17 protein-coding genes and 1 other annotated feature are annotated in these 18,599 nt (G+C 43.8%); of the genes, 5 read left to right on the top strand and 12 right to left on the bottom strand.

The features are described 5' to 3' along the window. Positions 1-599: 599 nt before the first annotated feature. The 4 genes from def to tal form a co-directional block, all read right to left on the bottom strand. Positions 600-1,106 carry a peptide deformylase gene (gene def / locus C5471_RS17900; protein WP_133816364.1) on the bottom strand — a complete coding sequence of 169 codons (507 nt, stop codon included), beginning with the start codon at positions 1,104-1,106 and terminating at the stop codon, positions 600-602. Between the two features lie 134 nt (positions 1,107-1,240). Continuing rightward, positions 1,241-1,636, bottom strand: a complete 396-nt coding sequence (locus C5471_RS17895) for a hypothetical protein (protein ID WP_339959301.1) — start codon at positions 1,634-1,636, stop codon at positions 1,241-1,243. A gap of 438 nt (positions 1,637-2,074) precedes the next feature. Next, entirely contained in the window at positions 2,075-2,650 is a 576-nt protein-coding gene (mog, locus tag C5471_RS17890; protein ID WP_133816362.1) for a molybdopterin adenylyltransferase, read from the bottom strand. A 90-nt stretch (positions 2,651-2,740) separates the two neighbouring features. Then, complete coding sequence (gene tal / locus C5471_RS17885; RefSeq protein WP_133816361.1) at positions 2,741-3,694, bottom strand: transaldolase; 954 nt, start codon at positions 3,692-3,694, stop codon at positions 2,741-2,743. Between the two features lie 405 nt (positions 3,695-4,099). Between tal and yaaA the strand changes: the two genes are divergently transcribed. Then, a complete protein-coding gene (yaaA, locus tag C5471_RS17880; RefSeq protein WP_133816360.1) occupies positions 4,100-4,876 on the top strand; it encodes a peroxide stress protein YaaA in 777 nt (258 codons plus the stop codon). A 58-nt stretch (positions 4,877-4,934) separates the two neighbouring features. On the opposite strand, the gene thrC is transcribed toward yaaA, so the two are convergent. From thrC to thrL, 4 genes are all read right to left on the bottom strand, one after another. Next, positions 4,935-6,227: a threonine synthase gene (gene thrC / locus C5471_RS17875; RefSeq protein WP_133816359.1), complete on the bottom strand. Its 1,293-nt coding sequence runs from the start codon at positions 6,225-6,227 to the stop codon at positions 4,935-4,937. An 8-nt stretch (positions 6,228-6,235) separates the two neighbouring features. Beyond that, positions 6,236-7,186, bottom strand: a complete 951-nt coding sequence (gene thrB, locus C5471_RS17870; protein WP_207627387.1) for a homoserine kinase — start codon at positions 7,184-7,186, stop codon at positions 6,236-6,238. Beyond that, positions 7,168-9,627: a bifunctional aspartate kinase/homoserine dehydrogenase I gene (thrA, locus tag C5471_RS17865; RefSeq protein WP_133816357.1), complete on the bottom strand. Its 2,460-nt coding sequence runs from the start codon at positions 9,625-9,627 to the stop codon at positions 7,168-7,170. The genes thrB and thrA overlap by 19 nt, the downstream gene beginning before the upstream one ends. Before the next feature lie 25 nt (positions 9,628-9,652). Beyond that, positions 9,653-9,774 (bottom strand) — a sequence feature (Thr leader region). Then, complete coding sequence (gene thrL, locus C5471_RS25375) at positions 9,713-9,781, bottom strand: thr operon leader peptide (RefSeq protein ID WP_133816459.1); 69 nt, start codon at positions 9,779-9,781, stop codon at positions 9,713-9,715. Its footprint overlaps the feature before it by 62 nt. Positions 9,782-10,438: 657 nt before the next feature. Between thrL and arcA the strand changes: the two genes are divergently transcribed. Further along, a complete protein-coding gene (gene arcA / locus C5471_RS17855) occupies positions 10,439-11,155 on the top strand; it encodes a two-component system response regulator ArcA (protein WP_133816356.1) in 717 nt (238 codons plus the stop codon). Between the two features lie 68 nt (positions 11,156-11,223). Here the strand turns inward: arcA and creA are convergent, their stop codons facing one another. Then, positions 11,224-11,709 carry a protein CreA gene (gene creA / locus C5471_RS17850; protein ID WP_133816355.1) on the bottom strand — a complete coding sequence of 162 codons (486 nt, stop codon included), beginning with the start codon at positions 11,707-11,709 and terminating at the stop codon, positions 11,224-11,226. Between the two features lie 381 nt (positions 11,710-12,090). On the opposite strand from creA, the gene robA reads away from it, so the two are divergent. Then, a complete protein-coding gene (gene robA / locus C5471_RS17845) occupies positions 12,091-12,966 on the top strand; it encodes an MDR efflux pump AcrAB transcriptional activator RobA (RefSeq protein WP_133816354.1) in 876 nt (291 codons plus the stop codon). Here robA and gpmB read toward each other — a convergent pair. Continuing rightward, a complete protein-coding gene (gene gpmB / locus C5471_RS17840) occupies positions 12,963-13,610 on the bottom strand; it encodes a 2,3-diphosphoglycerate-dependent phosphoglycerate mutase GpmB (protein ID WP_133816353.1) in 648 nt (215 codons plus the stop codon). The two genes, robA and gpmB, sit on opposite strands and share 4 nt — an antisense overlap. Before the next feature lie 54 nt (positions 13,611-13,664). On the opposite strand from gpmB, the gene yjjX reads away from it, so the two are divergent. Next, positions 13,665-14,195, top strand: coding sequence for an inosine/xanthosine triphosphatase (gene yjjX / locus C5471_RS17835; RefSeq protein WP_133816352.1), 531 nt, complete (start codon positions 13,665-13,667; stop codon positions 14,193-14,195). Between the two features lie 38 nt (positions 14,196-14,233). Here yjjX and trpR read toward each other — a convergent pair whose 3' ends face one another. Both trpR and sltY read right to left on the bottom strand, forming a co-directional pair. After that, positions 14,234-14,554, bottom strand: coding sequence for a trp operon repressor (gene trpR, locus C5471_RS17830; protein WP_133816351.1), 321 nt, complete (start codon positions 14,552-14,554; stop codon positions 14,234-14,236). 59 nt (positions 14,555-14,613) lie between these two features. Next, positions 14,614-16,530: a murein transglycosylase gene (gene sltY, locus C5471_RS17825; protein ID WP_133816350.1), complete on the bottom strand. Its 1,917-nt coding sequence runs from the start codon at positions 16,528-16,530 to the stop codon at positions 14,614-14,616. A gap of 379 nt (positions 16,531-16,909) precedes the next feature. Between sltY and ettA the strand changes: the two genes are divergently transcribed. Further along, positions 16,910-18,577 (top strand): energy-dependent translational throttle protein EttA, encoded by a 1,668-nt coding sequence (gene ettA, locus C5471_RS17820; RefSeq protein WP_133816349.1) that lies wholly within the window; start codon positions 16,910-16,912, stop codon positions 18,575-18,577. Positions 18,578-18,599: the final 22 nt, after the last annotated feature.

Below are 18,599 nucleotides of genomic sequence, written 5' to 3'. Positions count from 1 at the left end.
ACTGGCGTGAGGATCCAATGTGTCGTTTTACCGCCACGGTACTGGGTTAATTTATTGATTAAATAAGATTTCAAAAGAGTAGATCACTGGAGGGAACTCAGTCCGATTTTGACGATCTGATTAATCGCCAAAAATCACCAAACGGACTGCGTTATACCTATCATCGCATCGATACTCCGAAATGAACGACGTGACACGGAACCACTGTTGTCAATTTATGTGGCAATGGCTTCAACATGTAAAGGTATTCATGGAAGCAGTATCATGACAACAGCAAAAATCGGGAAGGGTAAAAATGGGTGTATCACTATTATGAAAACCTATTTATATTGAGGGAGACAACCTAATACTACAGCCGTAATTCTCTTTCTCAACAAACGGCATATTCATAGATAAAGATTAAATCATTACGATTTCTCCGTGTTGTAGTCATCAGAAAAAATACAAATTTTTTGTTTCTACGGTTGTAGTACTAATCTACGGGGTTGTGTTTGCAATAAGCTAACCATTCAAGGGGCTTTACCACAACTGCCGGAACGTCATCCACATGACATCGGCGTTTCAGTTCTGCCCCTTGACTATTTTGGATTTAAATTCGGTTAAGATGCTCTGTTATTGTGATATTTTTTAATTTTTTTCAACGCCATTTGCCTTTTCAATGGTGATAAGTAATCAATAAAAATCTTGCCGTGAAGATGATCAATTTCATGTTGCATCACAATAGCCAGGAAATCTTCACTCTCCACTGTGATCGTCTCACCATGCCGGTTTAACGCTTCGACTTTCACTTTTTCAAATCTTTCTACATCAGCGTAATATCCTGGGACAGACAAACATCCTTCTTGCCCCATGACACTGCGTTCTTTCTCAACGATCTTTGGGTTGACCAGAATCAAAGGCTGATTTCGATGCGTTGAAATGTCAATGATCACCACCGCTTCTTTTCGTCCAACTTGCGGTGCGGCCAAACCGATTCCATTATCCGTGTTATACATGGTATCAAGCATGTCATCGATCAGACCTTGGATCTCTTCAACATTTGCAACTTCAACACACTTTTGCCTCAGTCTTTCATCTGGAATAGTCAATATTTTTAATGTTGCCATGACAAATGATTCTCTCTATTCGGGCAGCCTGTCGTTGCTTTCAATCGGCTTATAGCGCTACTGATAAAGCTGCTTTGTTCTTAGATTTGTATAGTTAGTACACTTCTCATTCTGAATTCAGTGGTAACTATGCCTTAAGTGATATGTTTTCTATGATAGAAATTAACCGATATCATATCATCCAGTACACCTTTGAAGTTGTTAAATAGCACTAATGGCATATCACTTGAATAAAGCCGCCGAAATGATGTAAGACCAATAAAGTTATCTAAAATCCCATTATTAATCAAAGTAGTAGTAATAAGCGCTATTGAGATTTTATTTTCAGTTACCGTTTTATAAAACCGGTTTTTATAAAGAAGTGTTTCAGAATCAACGATGCACATTGAAGCACCATACGATAACGCTACCCACAATTCAAAAACAAATGCATCAAATGAAATAGATGAAAATTGAGCGATACAGTTCTGTTCCATCACATCGACAAACGTATTTACAAAACTCACAATATTTATCTGAGACAATAAAATTAATTTTCTTTGAGATATTTAGCAACTAAATCGGGAAATTTATTAACAGAGTCAAAGAACTATTCAATATATCCGTAATAAGATCCATAGAAATAGATAAACAATTAGCTAATAGATATTAACCATAATAGCATTGTTAACTTATTGTTATATATAAAAATTAATGATAGCTTAGCCACTGTATAAAAATATAACATCTTGTTTTTGTTATTATCTTATTTAATCAATCTCCAAACAATCTGGCTGCTAACTTTAAAATTCAACGATTACTGATCCTTGCTGGTGATATCAGTGCCGTTACACCGGTAGAAATTGTTTATGCATCCGACAGTGATCTGCACATGCGAGCATAACAAGCCTTTGAAGGACTCTCTGTGGCAGGCTTCTGTGCCGCCTATGAATTTCATGCCCGCAGCGCTGATGGATGTATTAGTTCATTCAGCGACGAGCGCTTTTCGGTCTAAAAGCAGCAACTACCTTATCATCGGTTTCGACATATGGGCCATCCAGCAATTGGATACAATATGGCACGCTGGCAAAAATGCCGGATACCAGAACATTGCCATTTTCGTCTTTCAAACCTTCCAGCGTTTCTGCTATTGCTTTTGGTTGCCCTGGTAAGTTCAAAATAAGAGCTTGTTTGCGGATAACGCCAACCTGGCGGGATAGGATTGCTGTTGGAACAAATTTCAGGCTGATCTGACGCATCTGTTCGCCATAGCCTGGCATTTCACGATCTGCAACAGCCAATGTTGCATCAGGAGTTACATCACGGCGTGCGGGGCCGGTTCCACCGGTAGTCAAAACCAGATGACAGCCGATTTCATCCACCAGCTCGCACAGGGTCTGTTCAATGATAATTTGCTCATCAGGGATTAGACGCGTTTCTATACTGAAAGGTGTTGTAATAGCACTTTTTAACCACTCTTCCAGTGCCGGAATCCCTTTGTCCTGATAAACACCGCTTGATGCACGATCAGAGATGGATACCAGGCCAATGCGCAATTCATTCATACAAACCTCAATAATACATAATTAGCTAACAGCAAAAAGGCGGCCAATTATGCCGCCTTTAAAACAAAAAGAATAGTTTATAACCTGTAATTACAGCAGATCAGCGATCATCTTCTCAAGTTTGTCCTGATCTACAGCAAATTTACGGATGCCATCCGCCAGTTTTTCTGTAGCCATTGCATCCTGATGATGTTTCCAATAGAACTGAGCTTCATTCAGTGGCGCTGGACGCACTTTAATTTCACCGCTATAACCCAGCTTGCATTCAACCTCACCCTGAGTTTCAGACAGCTCTTTCAGCAGTGCAGGGGCAATAGTTAAACGGTCACAACCCGCTAATTCCAGGATCTCACCGGAATTACGGAAACTTGCGCCCATCACAACAGTGTCATAGCCATGTTCTTTATAATATTGATAGATTTCCGCCACAGAAACTACGCCCGGATCTTCGTGTGGAGCGTACTCTTTCTGATCGCTGTTCGCTTTATACCAGTCAAGGATACGGCCAACGAATGGAGAAATCAGGTAAACCCCCGCTTCTGCGCAAGCCCGGGCCTGAGCGAAAGAGAACAGCAGAGTCAGGTTACAGTTAATACCTTGTTTTTCTAGCTGTTCAGCCGCACGGATGCCCTGCCAGGTTGAAGCGAGTTTGATCAGAATACGATCATTGCTGATACCTGCCTCGTTATACAGCTTTATCAAGCGTTTAGCTTTAGCTACGCTGGCTTCGGTGTCATAAGACAGACGAGCATCTACTTCTGTCGAGATGCGGCCAGGGATCAGTTTCAAAATTTCCAAACCAATATTTACAGCCAGTTTATCACTGGCATCCACTATCTGCTGCTCGCGGGAATCACTCTGTTCACGCGCCCACGCAATTGCTTCATCAATGAGTTTGCGATATTCAGGGATCTGTGCAGCGTTAAGGATCAGAGATGGGTTAGTTGTAGCATCTTGTGGCTGATAAAGTTTCATTGCCGCAATATCCCCGGTATCCGCTACTACAGTTGTCAGTTTACGCAGGGAAGTTAATTTATCGGTCATTTTGTCATATCTCATCGTTATGCGTGAAATCGTTATGCGTGAAATTGTGGCATTATTGCTGCGCCATCCACTGATAATAACATGCTAAGACCTTGCTGCAAGGCGGTAAAAACGATCACTCACAGTCATTAACTCGCAACCGTTTTCGATTCAATATCTAAAGTTAGAAATGAAATGTTGTGAAGATATAGCAAGCAGTAAGGATGAGTGTAGAGATAAGGAATAAGAAACACGTCAACGTGCTGAATATATGAAGGAATTGAGGGTATATTTTCCTTTCAGGCATCATTTTGTTTACACAAGTCGTGTAAATCAAATGCACGGCAGTTTCCGCTATCGTTGTTATTGTTCTTTTCACCCGAGTTTTTGTTAAAGTAATTCAATCTGAACAACCGGGATGACGTTATGCTTATTACTATTTCACCTGCCAAAACCCTTGATTATGAAAGCCCGCTTGCCACGGAAAAATACAGCCAGCCAGAATTACTCGATCAGTCAAAGCAGTTAATCAGTATCTGTCGAGATCTGACACCTGCTCAAATTGCCAGTCTGATGGGTATCAGCGATAAGCTTGCCGGTCTGAATGCAGCTCGTTTTGGCGAATGGCATGCTGATTTCACCCCAGAAAATGCACGTCAGGCTATTCTGGCATTTAAAGGTGATGTTTATACCGGTATGCAAGCTGAAGTTTTTTCCGATAGGGATTTTGATTTTGCTCAGGATCATCTGCGGATCCTGTCTGGTCTTTACGGCGTGCTTCGTCCTTTGGATCTGATGCAACCTTACCGGCTAGAAATGGGGATCAAACTGGAAAATAAATGCGGTAAAGATCTCTATGCTTTCTGGGGAGATCTGATCACTGAAAAGATCAATGAAGCCTTGGAGCAGCAAGGCGATAATATATTGGTTAATCTGGCTTCCGATGAATACTTCAAGTCCGTTAATACAAAGAAATTAGCCGGTAAAATTATCAAACCCGTATTCCTTGATGAAAAAAACGGTAAATATAAAATTATCAGCTTTTATGCGAAAAAAGCCCGTGGGCTGATGAGCCGGTTTATTATTCAAAATCAGCTAACCCAAGCTGACCATCTGGTGGAGTTTAATCTGGATGGCTACGCATTCGATGAGTCGTTATCCAAAGGGAATGAGCTGGTATTTAAACGCCCAGAACAACATTAAGACTTTTATTATCAATAATAAACGCCGCATGGTTTATGCGGCGTCCATATCTTCTTGATTATTTAGGTATCCTTTCCATTAGGAAAGCTCGCAATTCAGCAAAATTTGCGGGTAAATAATGGGACAACAACGCTAAATCAGCCCGTTCTGCCAGCGCTTCAGGTAATGGTAACTCCTCACCCAGAATTTGCTCTACACTCTCTTTAAATTTCGCCGGATGAGCCGTACCGAGAAACAGCCCGTATTCATCCTCTTGCAATTGATCACGCAGAACACGGTAAGCAACTGCTGCATGAGGTTCAGAGATATAACCCAATTTAGCCAATGCCTTGATCGTCTTTTTAGTCACTTCATCACTGACTACACCATAGCTCAATTCACTTAATGGCCAGGATTTACGGCAAAACAGCTCTTCAATACGCGGCCAGTTGTTTGGCTGACTAACATCCATTGCATTGGAAAGCGTGGCAACTGTCTGATGAGGCACCCATTTTCCATCGGTCAAATAACGTGGAACCGTATCGTTAACATTAGTCGCAGCAATAAAGCGTTTTACCGGCAGCCCCATTGATTTCGCGAATAAACCCGCAGTCAAATCACCAAAATTCCCACTGGGCACCGAGATAATCAGTTGTTCACGCTTATCTTCTGGTAATTGAGCAACCGCCTCAAAGTAATAGCAAATTTGCGCCAACAAGCGGCTGATGTTAATTGAGTTAGCTGAATTGAGATACAGAGCCTGTTTTAACTCATTATCATCAAACGCCTGTTTAACCAGTGCCTGGCAATCATCGAAATCACCATCAATTGCCACCGTATGAATATTACCGCCCAATGTACAGAACAGTTTTTCCTGTAGTGGGCTGATTTTTCCCTGCGGATAAAGGATCACCACCTGTACATTGCTCAACCCATAAAAGGCGTGTGCTACTGCTGCACCAGTATCGCCGGAAGTCGCGGTCAGGATAGTCACAGGCTGCTCACCAGCAATCTGTGCCAGTATTTGCGCCATAAAACGACCACCAAAATCTTTAAATGCCAGAGTCGGACCGTGGAACAATTCCAGTGTTGCAACATCATCTTCTACTTTTGCCACTGGTGCCAGGAAAGTAAAAGCGCTCTTAACCCGTGCCGCCAGTTGTTCTGGCGGAATCTCATCACCAATAAATGCCGAAAGAATATGGCTGCTGCGGGTAACAAAATCCAGTTTCAGTAGTTGATCAATTTCTTCACGGTTAAATTCGGGTAGATCTTGTGGGAAGAAAAGCCCTTGCTGTTTGCCTAACCCCTGCTTTACCGCCTGCGCAAAACTCACCTGCTCGCTGTTGTCTTTTAAGTTATACAGTTTCATCCGTTCCGTTACCCTATCTGTCGTGCGCCTGCGAGATCCAGACGGCAAATGTGTACAAAACCTTCATCATTCTGAATATAATGCTGTTGCAGCCACTGAGCCATTTTCTTCGCGGTAGTCATATCATTGCAAATGGAAAACAACGTCGGGCCAGAACCAGAAATACCACAGGTCAATGCACCTATCGTTTTTGCTGCCTCCCGGGCCTTGGCAAAACCCGGGAGCAGTTGCGTTCGATACGGTTCAGCAACCACATCGTTCATCAATCTGGCTGCTAATTCTGGTTGTTGTGTATGGCAGGCATGAATAAAACCGGCAAGAAAACGTCCGTGGTCGATAACATCCTGTTTCGAATATTTTTCCGGTAAAATGGCTCTGGCTTCCGCAGTGGAAACTTTGATCCCCGGATAGGCCATTACCCATAGCCACTCATCAAATGTCGGCACCGGCTGACAGATAATGTCCTCCTGTTCCATAATCAATTGCAAACCACCGAGGTAGCATGGAGCGACATTATCATAGTGAATGCTGCCAGAAATGCGCCCTTCCAGTTGCCCCATCATTTCCAGTAATTGGTGTTCACTGAACGGACGACTTGCAAATTCGTTCAATGCCATCAAACCCGCCACCACAGAACACGCACTGGAACCCAGACCAGAACCAATTGGCATGTTCTTTTCCAGCATCATATCCACGGGTAATTGTTTACCTAAATGCTGGCAGAACAGCTGCCAGCACTGATAAACGATATTGTACTCCAGCTCCGCAGGTAACTTTCCGACAAACCGCCCTTCATTACGCAAACTAAAACTCTCTGCGGCCCGGACAGTAACACAGTCACCTAACAAAGTACCATCAACCGGAGAGACCGCAGCTCCCAGCACATCAAACCCAACACTGACGTTCCCGATAGATGCGGGCGCATAGACTTTAACCACAATTAAACTCCCTGTTTCCAGGATAAAGTACGCAGCATATCTGCGAAAACACCTGCGGCAGTGACATCATTACCTGCCCCGTAACCCCGCAGCACCAACGGTATTGGTTGGTAGTAACGCGTGTAGAATGCCAGCGCATTTTCGCCATTTTTGACTTTATAAAGAGGATCATTGCCATCTACTGCGGAGATTTTCACTCTACAACGGCCATGTTCAATCATGCCAACATAGCGCAACACTTTTCCTTGTTCCTTTGCTTCTGCCACACGCTGGCTGAAAACTTGATCAAGAAAGGGCAAATGCTCGAGGAAAGTATCCACACTACCGCTACTATCAAAAGAGGCTGGCAGCACAGGCTCCACATCAATATCCCCCAGTTCAAGTTCATAACCTGATTCACGGGCGAGGATCAACAGCTTACGGGCGACATCCATACCGGAGAGATCATCACGAGGATCCGGTTCGGTATAGCCTTTCTCTTTCGCCAATAAAGTCGCCTGAGATAATGACATCCCTTCATCCAACATACCAAAAATGAAAGAGAGAGAGCCGGAAAGAATACCATTGAACTGCACCAGTTCATCACCCGCGTTAAGCAGGTTTTGTAAGTTCTCAATAACCGGCAAACCCGCACCCACATTGGTGTCATACAGAAATTTACGTTTAGATTTCTCTGCTGCTTTACGGATCTGACGATAATAAGCCATCGACGAAGTATTAGCTTTCTTATTTGGCGTTACCACGTTGAAACCGTCACTCAGGAAACTGGCATATTGGTCAGCAATTTGCTGACTGGAAGTACAATCGACTATCACCGGATTAAGCAAATGGTACTCTTTCTCCAGGCGGATCAGACGGCTTAGACTAAATGGTTCTTTGGCCTCTGATAAACACTGTTGCCAGTTATCAAGACAAATACCTCTCATATCCGTCAGCATAGCTCGTGAATTGGCGATACCACATACCCGTAAATCAATGTGCTTTTGCTTCAGCCAAGTTTGCTGACGACGGATCTGCTCAAGTAAAACACTGCCAACACCACCAACACCAACGACAAAGAGCTCGATCACTTGATCGGTATTAAATAACATCTGATGGCACAGACGAACCGCTGTCGTTGCCATTTCATTGTCGATAACTGCGGAGATAGAACGTTCAGAAGATCCCTGTGCGATGGCGACAATATTGATATTACCGCGAGCCAATGCGGAAAAAAAACGGGCAGAGATGCCACGCAAGGTACGCATACCATCACCAACAACAGAGATAATGGACAGATTTTCCATTACATCCAGAGGATCAAGAACGCCATCTTTTAGTTCAAAATAGAATTCCTCACTCAACGCCTGACGAGCACGTTCCAATTCACGTTGAGGGACACAGAAGCTGATGCTGTATTCTGAAGATGACTGAGTAATCAGCACGACAGAGATCCCTTTGCGGGACATGACAGCAAATACCCTTGCGGCCATACCAACCATCCCCTTCATACCAGGGCCTGATACGTTAATCATTGCCATATTACTCAGGTTGGTAATCCCTTTCACCGGCGTACTTTCATCTTTCTGCCCATCACCAATAAGTGTTCCCGGCGTATCTGGATTGGCTGTATTTTTAATCAAACAAGGGATCTGGAATTGAGCAATCGGGGCGATAGTCCGTGGATGAAGTACTTTAGCACCGAAATAAGAGAGTTCCATCGCTTCCTGATAGGACATGCCTTTTAATAGCCGTGCATCCGGTACAATTCTGGGATCACAGGTATAAACGCCATCCACATCCGTCCAAATTTCGCAGCATTCAGCCCGCAAACAAGCAGCCAAAACAGCAGCTGAATAGTCAGAACCATTCCGCCCCAGAACAACCAACTCCCCTTTATCATTGCCGGCAGTGAATCCAGCCATCAGGACAATATGGTCATCAGGAATATTCAGAGAAGAAATACGCTTGGTAGACTCATTAATATCTACCGTAGATTCAAGGTAATGACCTTGTGCCAACAGATTTTTTACCGGATCAATCACTGTGACTTTGTGACCACGTGCCTGCAATACAGACTCCATGATTGCGATAGAGAGTTTTTCACCACGGCAAATCAGGGAAGCGTTAATACTGTCCGGGCATTGACCCAATAATGAAATACCATGCAGAACCTGTTTCAATTGAGCAAATTCTTGCTCCACCACCATCTTTAACCGTTCATAATCAAAACTAGGTTGTGCTTGCGCTAACCCCTGCAATAAATCAGCAAAGATCCGCTCTGCGTCATGCATATGGGTAATAACATCTTGCCTAGCCACAGTTTTTTCGATCATCGCCACTAAATGGTTGGTAATTTTTGCTGGGGCAGAAAGCACTAACGCAACCCCTCCCTGAGAAAGTTTTTTCTCTGCAATATCGGCGACGCTCTGCACACGCTGGCAATTAGCGACCGAAGTTCCTCCAAATTTAAGCACTCGCATTAACATTTTTCTCCTGATTTCGCGCCAAAAAAAAGCCCGCATCTGATTTGGATGCGGGCTTTTCTCTCTATCTTTAATATATGCGTCAGCCCGCACCGTAACCTGTGGTTCCGGTGGTGATAATAATTGTCGTTTTCAGGCTGATAGCTTGCATAGGTTCCTGTCTGTCATTTAATTAGTTCGACCCTATACTGGTTAAATGAATTCTTTCACAAAGTCAAACATTTTATCTAAATGATCTTATTTTTTTGATATTTTTCCCATTGGAATAATTCATTTCATCGTCATCAATACCAACAAATATATCTTACTGAACGTAATATTTTAGTTATTAAATCTATTTTTAACAAAATTAACAATATGTTTTATCTTTTAGTAAAAATCAGTTATTTTTGTTCGCCGACAAGTTTATTGTAGATTGTTTTTTACACAACAACGCTCAGTGCGTTAACAGGAATTTGTCATTTGCCTGACATAGTACAAGGTATAAAATAACAAATATAAATAATATTAACGTGCTACAATCAATTTTGATGTACGTCAATAAAAGGTAGTTTTTTTAGATGGTAAATGCATTGCAAGCTGTTATATTGCTGTTAATAGACTAACATAACACTGTTTAGCTAGTTTTTTCGGGTATATGCCCACAAAGGAAAAACAACTTTTACTTTCAGTGTAAAACATATCAATAAATGTTATTACTGACTTAAGCTATAATTTCAGTGATGACAAACAATAACCAGTAAATATCCTGAGATAAGAGTAGTTTGAGTCATTCTGATTTTATTTTAAGCGATTCTAGGTAGCAACCATGCAAACCCCGCACATTTTGATTGTTGAAGACGAAATTGTCACTCGCAATACCCTGAAAAGCATTTTCGAAGCTGAAGGGTATATCGTTTATGAAGCCACTGATGGTTCAGAAATGCACCATATTCTGTCAGACAATGACATTAACCTGGTGATTATGGATATTAATCTTCCAGGCAAAAATGGCTTGTTACTTGCCCGCGAATTGCGTGAGCAAGCGAATGTTGCTTTGATGTTCCTGACCGGCCGTGATAATGAGGTAGACAAGATCCTTGGGTTGGAAATTGGTGCGGATGATTACATCACCAAACCTTTTAACCCACGAGAATTGACTATTCGGGCACGCAACCTACTTTCCCGTACCATGAATCTGAGTACTGTCACCGAGGAGCGACGCCAGGTTGAGAGCTACAAATTCAATGGCTGGGAATTGGATATCAATAGCCGTTCTCTGATCAGCGCTGCTGGTGAGCAATACAAATTGCCACGCAGTGAGTTCCGCGCCATGCTTCATTTCTGTGAAAATCCGGGTAAGATCCAGACTCGCGCAGAATTACTGAAAAAAATGACAGGCCGTGAGCTGAAACCTCATGACCGTACTGTTGATGTGACTATCCGGCGTATCCGTAAACATTTCGAATCTAATCCAGATGCGATGGAAATTATTGCCACCATTCATGGTGAAGGTTATCGTTTCTGCGGTGATTTAGAAGCGTAATGTGAATCATCGATAAAGCTAAAATAAATAACAGGATGGGATGTCCATGAGGAACCCCATCCTGCCTCTCAGTTTTCCGCAACTTTCCACGGCATAATGGGTACCGCACTGATCGCATTCTTCGGTGAACCATCAATCATTTTGTCAGAATAAGTCAGATAGACTAATGCATTACGGTTTACATCGTAGAAACGAACAACCTGAAGTTTTTTAAACACCAGTGAAGTGCGTTTCTGGAAAACAATCTGACCTTTCTTATCGCCCTTTTTAATCTTATCTGTCAGTTCAATGGATCCGACCTGCTGGCAGGAAATAGCCGCATCAGCGGTATCTTCCGCAAGTCCCAATCCCCCTTTTATTCCGCCTGTTTTTGCTCTGCTCAGGTAGCAAGTCACATTTTTAACATCTGGATCATCAAACGCCTCCACCACAATTTTGTGATCTGGCCCGATAAATTTAAACACGGTGTCTACCGAGCCAATTTCTTCAGCCTGAGTAGTCAAAGGTACGAACAACAATGTAGTTGTTACTAATATCTTTATGATTTTTAACATATATAATCTCATGCCTTAATTAATTAAGCCTAAAATTTCACTACAGTAATACTAAACAGTATGGTGATACCACCAACAATAATAGTTACACATTAATATAATTTCATAAAGTAATGAGTGAAATAATAATACGAACAAGTATCCTATTGTAAATAGAAGACTTGTCTTACACTTAGTGTTTATATCCAGTAGAATTATTGTTGAATTCTACTCTTGTCAATAAATTATGAACACGAACAGCACGCAGAAACCAGAACGTACACAATATATGTGAATGATTCGTTTCACTTAGCCTGAGGGATTGTTCAAATAGCAAACAGAATAGCCTAATGGTATAGGCTCTTATATTATTCTTTCTGGTCTTAATGACTAAGGAGATGTATGGATCAAACCAGCATCATTCGTGATTTATTACGTTGGCTAGATAATCATCTGGATCAACCGTTATCACTCAACAATGTTGCAGCCAAAGCAGGTTATTCTAAATGGCACCTGCAACGTATGTTTAAAGATGTTACCGGCCAGGCTATTGGCTCCTATATCCGTGCGAGAAGGTTATCGCGGGCAGCCGTTGCTTTGCGTTTAACCAGCCGTCCTATTCTGGATATTGCTTTACAGTACCGGTTTGACTCCCAACAAACTTTCACTCGTGCATTTAAAAAACAATTTAATAAAACTCCGGCACTTTATCGGCTCAGTGAGGAATGGTGTGCCGCCGGTATTTGCCCCCCCATATTGCTGGATAAGAGGCATATTCCCGAAGCAACATATATCACGCTGGAGGAACAGCCGCTGGTTGGTATAGAACAGACCTGTTCTTATACGCTGGAACAGTGGTCCAGTTCTTGTACTGAAATGCGCCATAATTTCTGGACATACTATCTGCAAAATGCAGAAGTGTTGCCGCCTGTGCTTTATGGCCTTCACCACGCTATTCTCAACCCAGAAAAAGAAGATGAGCAGACGGTGTTCTACACGACAGCAGTAGAACCCAAATATGCGCAGTTTGATGTGGCAGGTAGCCAACCTGTTACATTGCCAGCTGGAGAATATGTTTCATTCAGTTACTATGGCACCAAAGATGGCTTACAGGATTTCCTGTTCACCGTCTATGGTATTTGCTTGCCAATGCTAAACTTGACACGCAGGAAAGGATACGATATCGAACGCTATTATCTCACCAATACCAATGACCGGGAAAAGGAAGCAGCGAATCATATCATCGAATTTCAGTATCTCATTCCTATCCAGCACTAACGCTGTAATTCATCCAGTGCGGGCATATCAAGATGTGTGATATCGCCTGCCGTTTCTACAATCCAGCCTGATGCCAGCCACGGGCTGTGCTGATAATCCACCCTAGACAGAGAGCAATTACGCAAACGAAGACGACGTTCAGCATGTGCGGGTAATCCCAATATCGTGCTAACCAAGCATCCCAAAGCGATTCCATGACTGACCAGTAACGGCCGGCTACCACCTGGCAGGTGACGGCAAGTCTCCAGCGCGGCCTTCATTCGTACAGAGAGCTCCTCCATAGATTCTCCTTCAGGGATGCGCCCGCCGGGTGTACCATCAAGAACTTTCTTACGCCATTTTTCTTCCTCTGAAGTCAGTGAGTCAATATTTCTGCGCTCAAGCACTCCCATGTGCAATTCACGCAAACGTGGTTCCAAAATAACTTCACAACCGCAAACCTTAGCAATGATTTCCGCGGTACGGCGTGTGCGTCCGAGGTCACTGGTAATAATATGGGTAATATTTTCAGATTTTACTCTTTGCGCCACTAATCTGGCCTGATGTTCGCCTGTTTCGGTTAAAGGGCTGTCAGATTGTCCCTGGATACGACGTGCCGCATTCCATTCAGACTCCCCATGACGAACAAGATATACCTGTAACATTTTCATTTTCCGTTATACTGCGTAAATATTAGTTCAAAGGATAACTTATCTATTATGTATCACGTTATTGCTGCAACCACCAACCCCGCCAAAATTAAAGCCATCAGTCTCGCATTTGATGACGTTTTTGGACCAGGTGCTTACCGGATAGAAGATATCAATGTAGACAGCAGTGTCCCACAACAACCTATTGGTAACACAGAAACCCGTACCGGTGCCCGTCAGCGTGTGATGGCCGCTAGGCAGGTCCGCCCTGAAGCAGATTTTTGGGTAGGTGTGGAAGCGGGTATTGAAGATGATATGACATTTGCCTGGATGGTAGTGGAACATCAGCAAATTCGCGGAGAATCCCGCTCTGCCAGCCTGATGCTGCCAGAGAAAATTCTTGATGGTATCCGCGAGGGCCGTGAATTAGGTCACGAAATGGCTTACCTCACCGGTGTTGATAACATCAAACAGAAAGGCGGTGCTATTGGCTTTTTCACTGATGGCATCCTGACTCGTACCAGTGTGTACCATCAAGCCCTGATACTCGCTTTAGTGCCTGTCCATCATGAAATTTATAAAGAACTGAATGCCCGTTAAACAGGCATTCACCCCAGGCCGCAGTCAGCGGCCTGCTGTTATTTCAGCAATTGCTCTTCTAACCATGCTTTCACATCGTTTGGAGCAAACTTTAAGCTATTAGAACCACGAGTGATAGTCGCAATTCCAACCCCAAGTTCATTTTTCAGTTCACGTTGGCTCATTCGTCCACTCATCAATTCTTTGATAATCCGTACTCTTGTAGCCAGTGCTGCCCGCTCATCAGGCGTCAATAATAATTGCAAAACTGGATGTTGCAGATCTTGCGCAAAAGCCTGTTGGAGTAACGTCACGAAGCGTTGCCAGTCTTCATTATCTTGTGGCGAAAGTGCCGGGTCTGTCAGATGATTCGGAGTCATAATTAATCAGTTATCATACTATTTAACTAGTACGTCAGCATAGCATAGTTTGCCATAAATCAGTATCGCCTTTGCCATTCTGCGTTAGTCAACACCTTTGATGACTTACCCGTAAAGTTACTGTAGAAAACATCATAAGCCAAAACATTTTTGACATAACTGCGCGTTTCGGAAAATGGAATGCTTTCAATAAAGGCTATCGCGTCCAACTGCCCACCACTGTCAGATAACCAACGATCCACACGGGTCGGACCTGCATTATAAGCGGCACTGGCAAGTATCCGGTTATGACCAAAACGCTGATAAACCGATTCGAGATAAGCCGTACCAATTTCGATATTCGTCAGCGGATCCATCAACTGGCTACTGTTTACATACCCCTGAATATCATTTTGTTTAACCGTATCTGCCGCCGTTCCCGGCATCACTTGCATCAAACCCATTGCACCGACTGGAGAACTGGCCTGCGGATTCCAGGCGCTTTCCTGACGGGCTATCGCCATCGCATAACTTTGCGAAATCCCCTTATCTGACGTGAAACGACTGAATTCTTGCTGCCATGCCAACGGAAAACGCTCTTCAAGATAGTCCCACATTTTCCCGGTTATTGTCGCCTGTACACTAAGAGCTGCCCATTTTTGGTTAAAAGCATAACGTGCCAACTGCTGTTGTTTTGATCTATTCTGGCTGGCAACCAAATAACTCCACTCTGTGCGGGCAAGATTATTCATTTGCCAATATATCAGTTCCCTTACTCTCTGCACTTCGGACATCGAAGCAATAGCCGAATCGGGCTTTTCTGCGATATTAATCATCAACGGATAACGGATATTCAGTCTTTGCGCAGCAACCATTGGGTAAAAACCGCGACCTTCTGTCAACTTACGCAGTATCGCCTCACCTTCGCTTTTATTACCCTGCGCCAATAAAATATTAGCCTGCCAATAACGCCATTCCTCTTTGTTCTGGTTCGCTAACGGTAGTAATTTGATCCACTGAGCCAAACCAGGCTCATCGGCATGACCCAGCGCCAGACGAACACGACGCTCAAGCAGTGAAACAGATTGGCTATCGCGGATAACATCATCGCGCCACTTTTCCTGCTCATCGTTCACATCCCCCATTAACTGCCAGGCAACAATATCTTTTAACCGCTGGCGCTCGCTGTCATTCATCTTTTGCGCTCTGGCAATTGATGGAATGACCGCTCTTGCCTGATCCGGATCTTGACGGGCAAGGAGTGAGAAAGCCGTTAAAATAGCGACACGGGTAAAATCAGTCGGCCTGGTATTATCAGCAAAAACAGATACGGTAGCAGGATCATCTTGCAATTTAATCAGGCCATCACGAATACTTTTGTATCCCAGCGGTAATCGTTTAGCGAGGTAACTGACCAGTGAAGTGTTCCCCGCTTTTAATGCAAGACTAATACGCTGTAATATCAGTTCCGCCGATAAGTAGCCCGCTTGCTGCCAGACATCAAATAATTTATCGCAATTGGCAGGTAAAGAGCGACCATTCAACCAAATGTCTTTCGCTCCCTGCCAGGCAACCTGCTCTTCACCTGTCGCCCATTTGGCAAAATAGTAATTACAACGATTTGTAATCGATTTCGGTGCTGTAGCGCTAAATGCGAGCAGCCCACGCCAGTCTTCACGATGTGCAAGTTCATTGATAAAACGGGATGATAAAGAGCGTGCTGGTGGCAAATTAGGGTAACTATCAATAAAGCCACGGATCTGTTCTGGTGTTACCAACGCCAAATCCTGAGTCAGCTCCCGGTATTTAAGATAAGGATAAAGTGGGTAGTCTTTCAATGTTGGCATCAATCTCGCCACCTCAGCCATATCACTGGCATCCCACGCTTGCTTAATTTGCTGATATCGTTGCCGCTGATCGTCCAGAGAATCAGCGTTTGCTGCGACAGACACAAAAACCAACCCTGTAACCATCACAAAGTGTTGCCATTTAGCCATTACCACACGCTCCTCCCGGAGATCAAATTGAATAGGTTAATATTACAAATGTATACACATCATAATAATATAATCACCGCCACTTACCACATTAATTCACTCCATGATGAAATATTTAACCGTATATACTAAACAGGTAAGTTTTTTATCCAATAAATTGATCCGTCTTAACAAACTCGCCTCAGAGCCATCCTATTCTGGCAATTAGGTTATGGAGTTTATTAACTTAAATCGGGTAAACTGTGATAAATCGTGTTCAGATGAACATAAATAACCTAACCGGATATAATCAGATACCCACACGCCCTGTTCATGCGATTGACTTCGCAAAACAGGCATTATCATTATAACAATCAGAGATAGCGAGGCTTATAGCAACGTGGCTCAATATGTTTACTCCATGCATCGGGTCGGCAAAATTGTCCCCCCGAAGCGTCACATTCTAAAAAATATCTCCCTGAGTTTCTTTCCGGGAGCCAAAATTGGTGTTCTTGGCCTTAACGGCGCGGGTAAATCAACCTTACTGCGGATTATGGCCGGTATTGATAAAGATATCGAAGGCGAAGCCCGCCCACAGCCGGGAATTAAAATTGGCTATCTACCACAGGAGCCAAAATTAAACCTTGAGCACACTGTCCGCGAAGCAGTGGAGGAAGCGGTTAGCGAAGTGAAACACGCGCTGACCCGTCTGGATGAAGTCTACGCAGCTTATGCTGATCCTGATGCTGATTTTGACAAACTGGCGAAAGAGCAAGGTGAGCTGGAAGCGATTATCCAGTCCCACGATGGTCATAACCTTGATAACCAGCTTGAGCGTGCAGCTGACGCGCTGCGTCTGCCTCCGTGGGATGCAAAAATTGAGCATTTGTCCGGGGGTGAACGCCGCCGTGTAGCAATCTGCCGTTTACTGCTGGAAAAACCAGATATGCTGCTGCTGGATGAACCGACAAACCACCTTGACGCCGAATCCGTCGCCTGGCTGGAGCGCTTCCTGCACAATTACGAAGGTACTGTTGTTGCAATTACGCATGACCGTTACTTCCTTGATAACGTTGCTGGCTGGATTTTGGAACTTGACCGTGGTGAAGGTATTCCATGGGAAGGTAACTACTCTTCATGGCTGGAGCAGAAAGACGCTCGTTTGGCTCAGGAAGCATCAACAGAAGCTGCCCGCCGTAAATCTATTGAGAAAGAGCTAGAATGGGTTCGCCAAAATCCAAAAGGCCGTCAGGCAAAAGGTAAAGCACGTCTGGCCCGTTTTGAAGAATTAAACAACGTTGAATACCAGAAACGCAACGAAACCAGTGAGCTGTTTATCCCACCAGGACCACGCCTGGGCGACAAAGTTCTGGAAGTGGAAAATCTGACCAAGTCTTATGGCGACCGGGTGCTTATCGACAATCTGAATTTCTCTCTGCCAAAAGGAGCAATTGTCGGGATTATCGGGCCTAACGGCGCAGGTAAATCCACCCTTTTCCGTATGCTTTCCAACCAAGAACAGCCCGATTCCGGTACTATTGCGTTAGGTGAAACTGTCAAACTGGCTTCTGTCGATCAGTTCCGTGACAATATGGATGATAAGAAAACCGTCTGGGAAGAGATTTCCGGCGGTCAGGATATCATGCGTATCGGCAACTTCGAGCTGCCAAGCCGCGCTTATGTTGGCCGCTTCAACTTCAAAGGTGTCGATCAGGGTAAACGTGTCGGTGAACTATCTGGTGGTGAAAGAGGCCGACTACATCTGGCTAAACTGCTGCAAGTTGGCGGTAACATGCTGCTGCTCGACGAACCAACCAACGACCTGGACATTGAAACCTTGCGTGCACTGGAAAACGCCCTATTGGAATTCCCAGGTTGTGCAATGGTTATTTCCCATGATCGTTGGTTCCTTGACCGTATCGCAACCCACATTATTGATTATCAGGATGAGGGTAAAGTGACTTTCTTTGAAGGTAACTTTAGTGAATACGAAGACTATAAAAAGCGGACTCTTGGGGCCGAAGCACTAGAACCGCATCGCATTAAATATAAGAAAATCAGCAAATAATCATATTGAAAATGGCCTGATA

The sequence above is a fragment of the Photorhabdus tasmaniensis genome, from assembly GCF_011189505.1.
Lineage (GTDB): Bacteria > Pseudomonadota > Gammaproteobacteria > Enterobacterales > Enterobacteriaceae > Photorhabdus > Photorhabdus tasmaniensis.
This window is presented reverse-complemented; position numbering and strand designations above follow the sequence as displayed.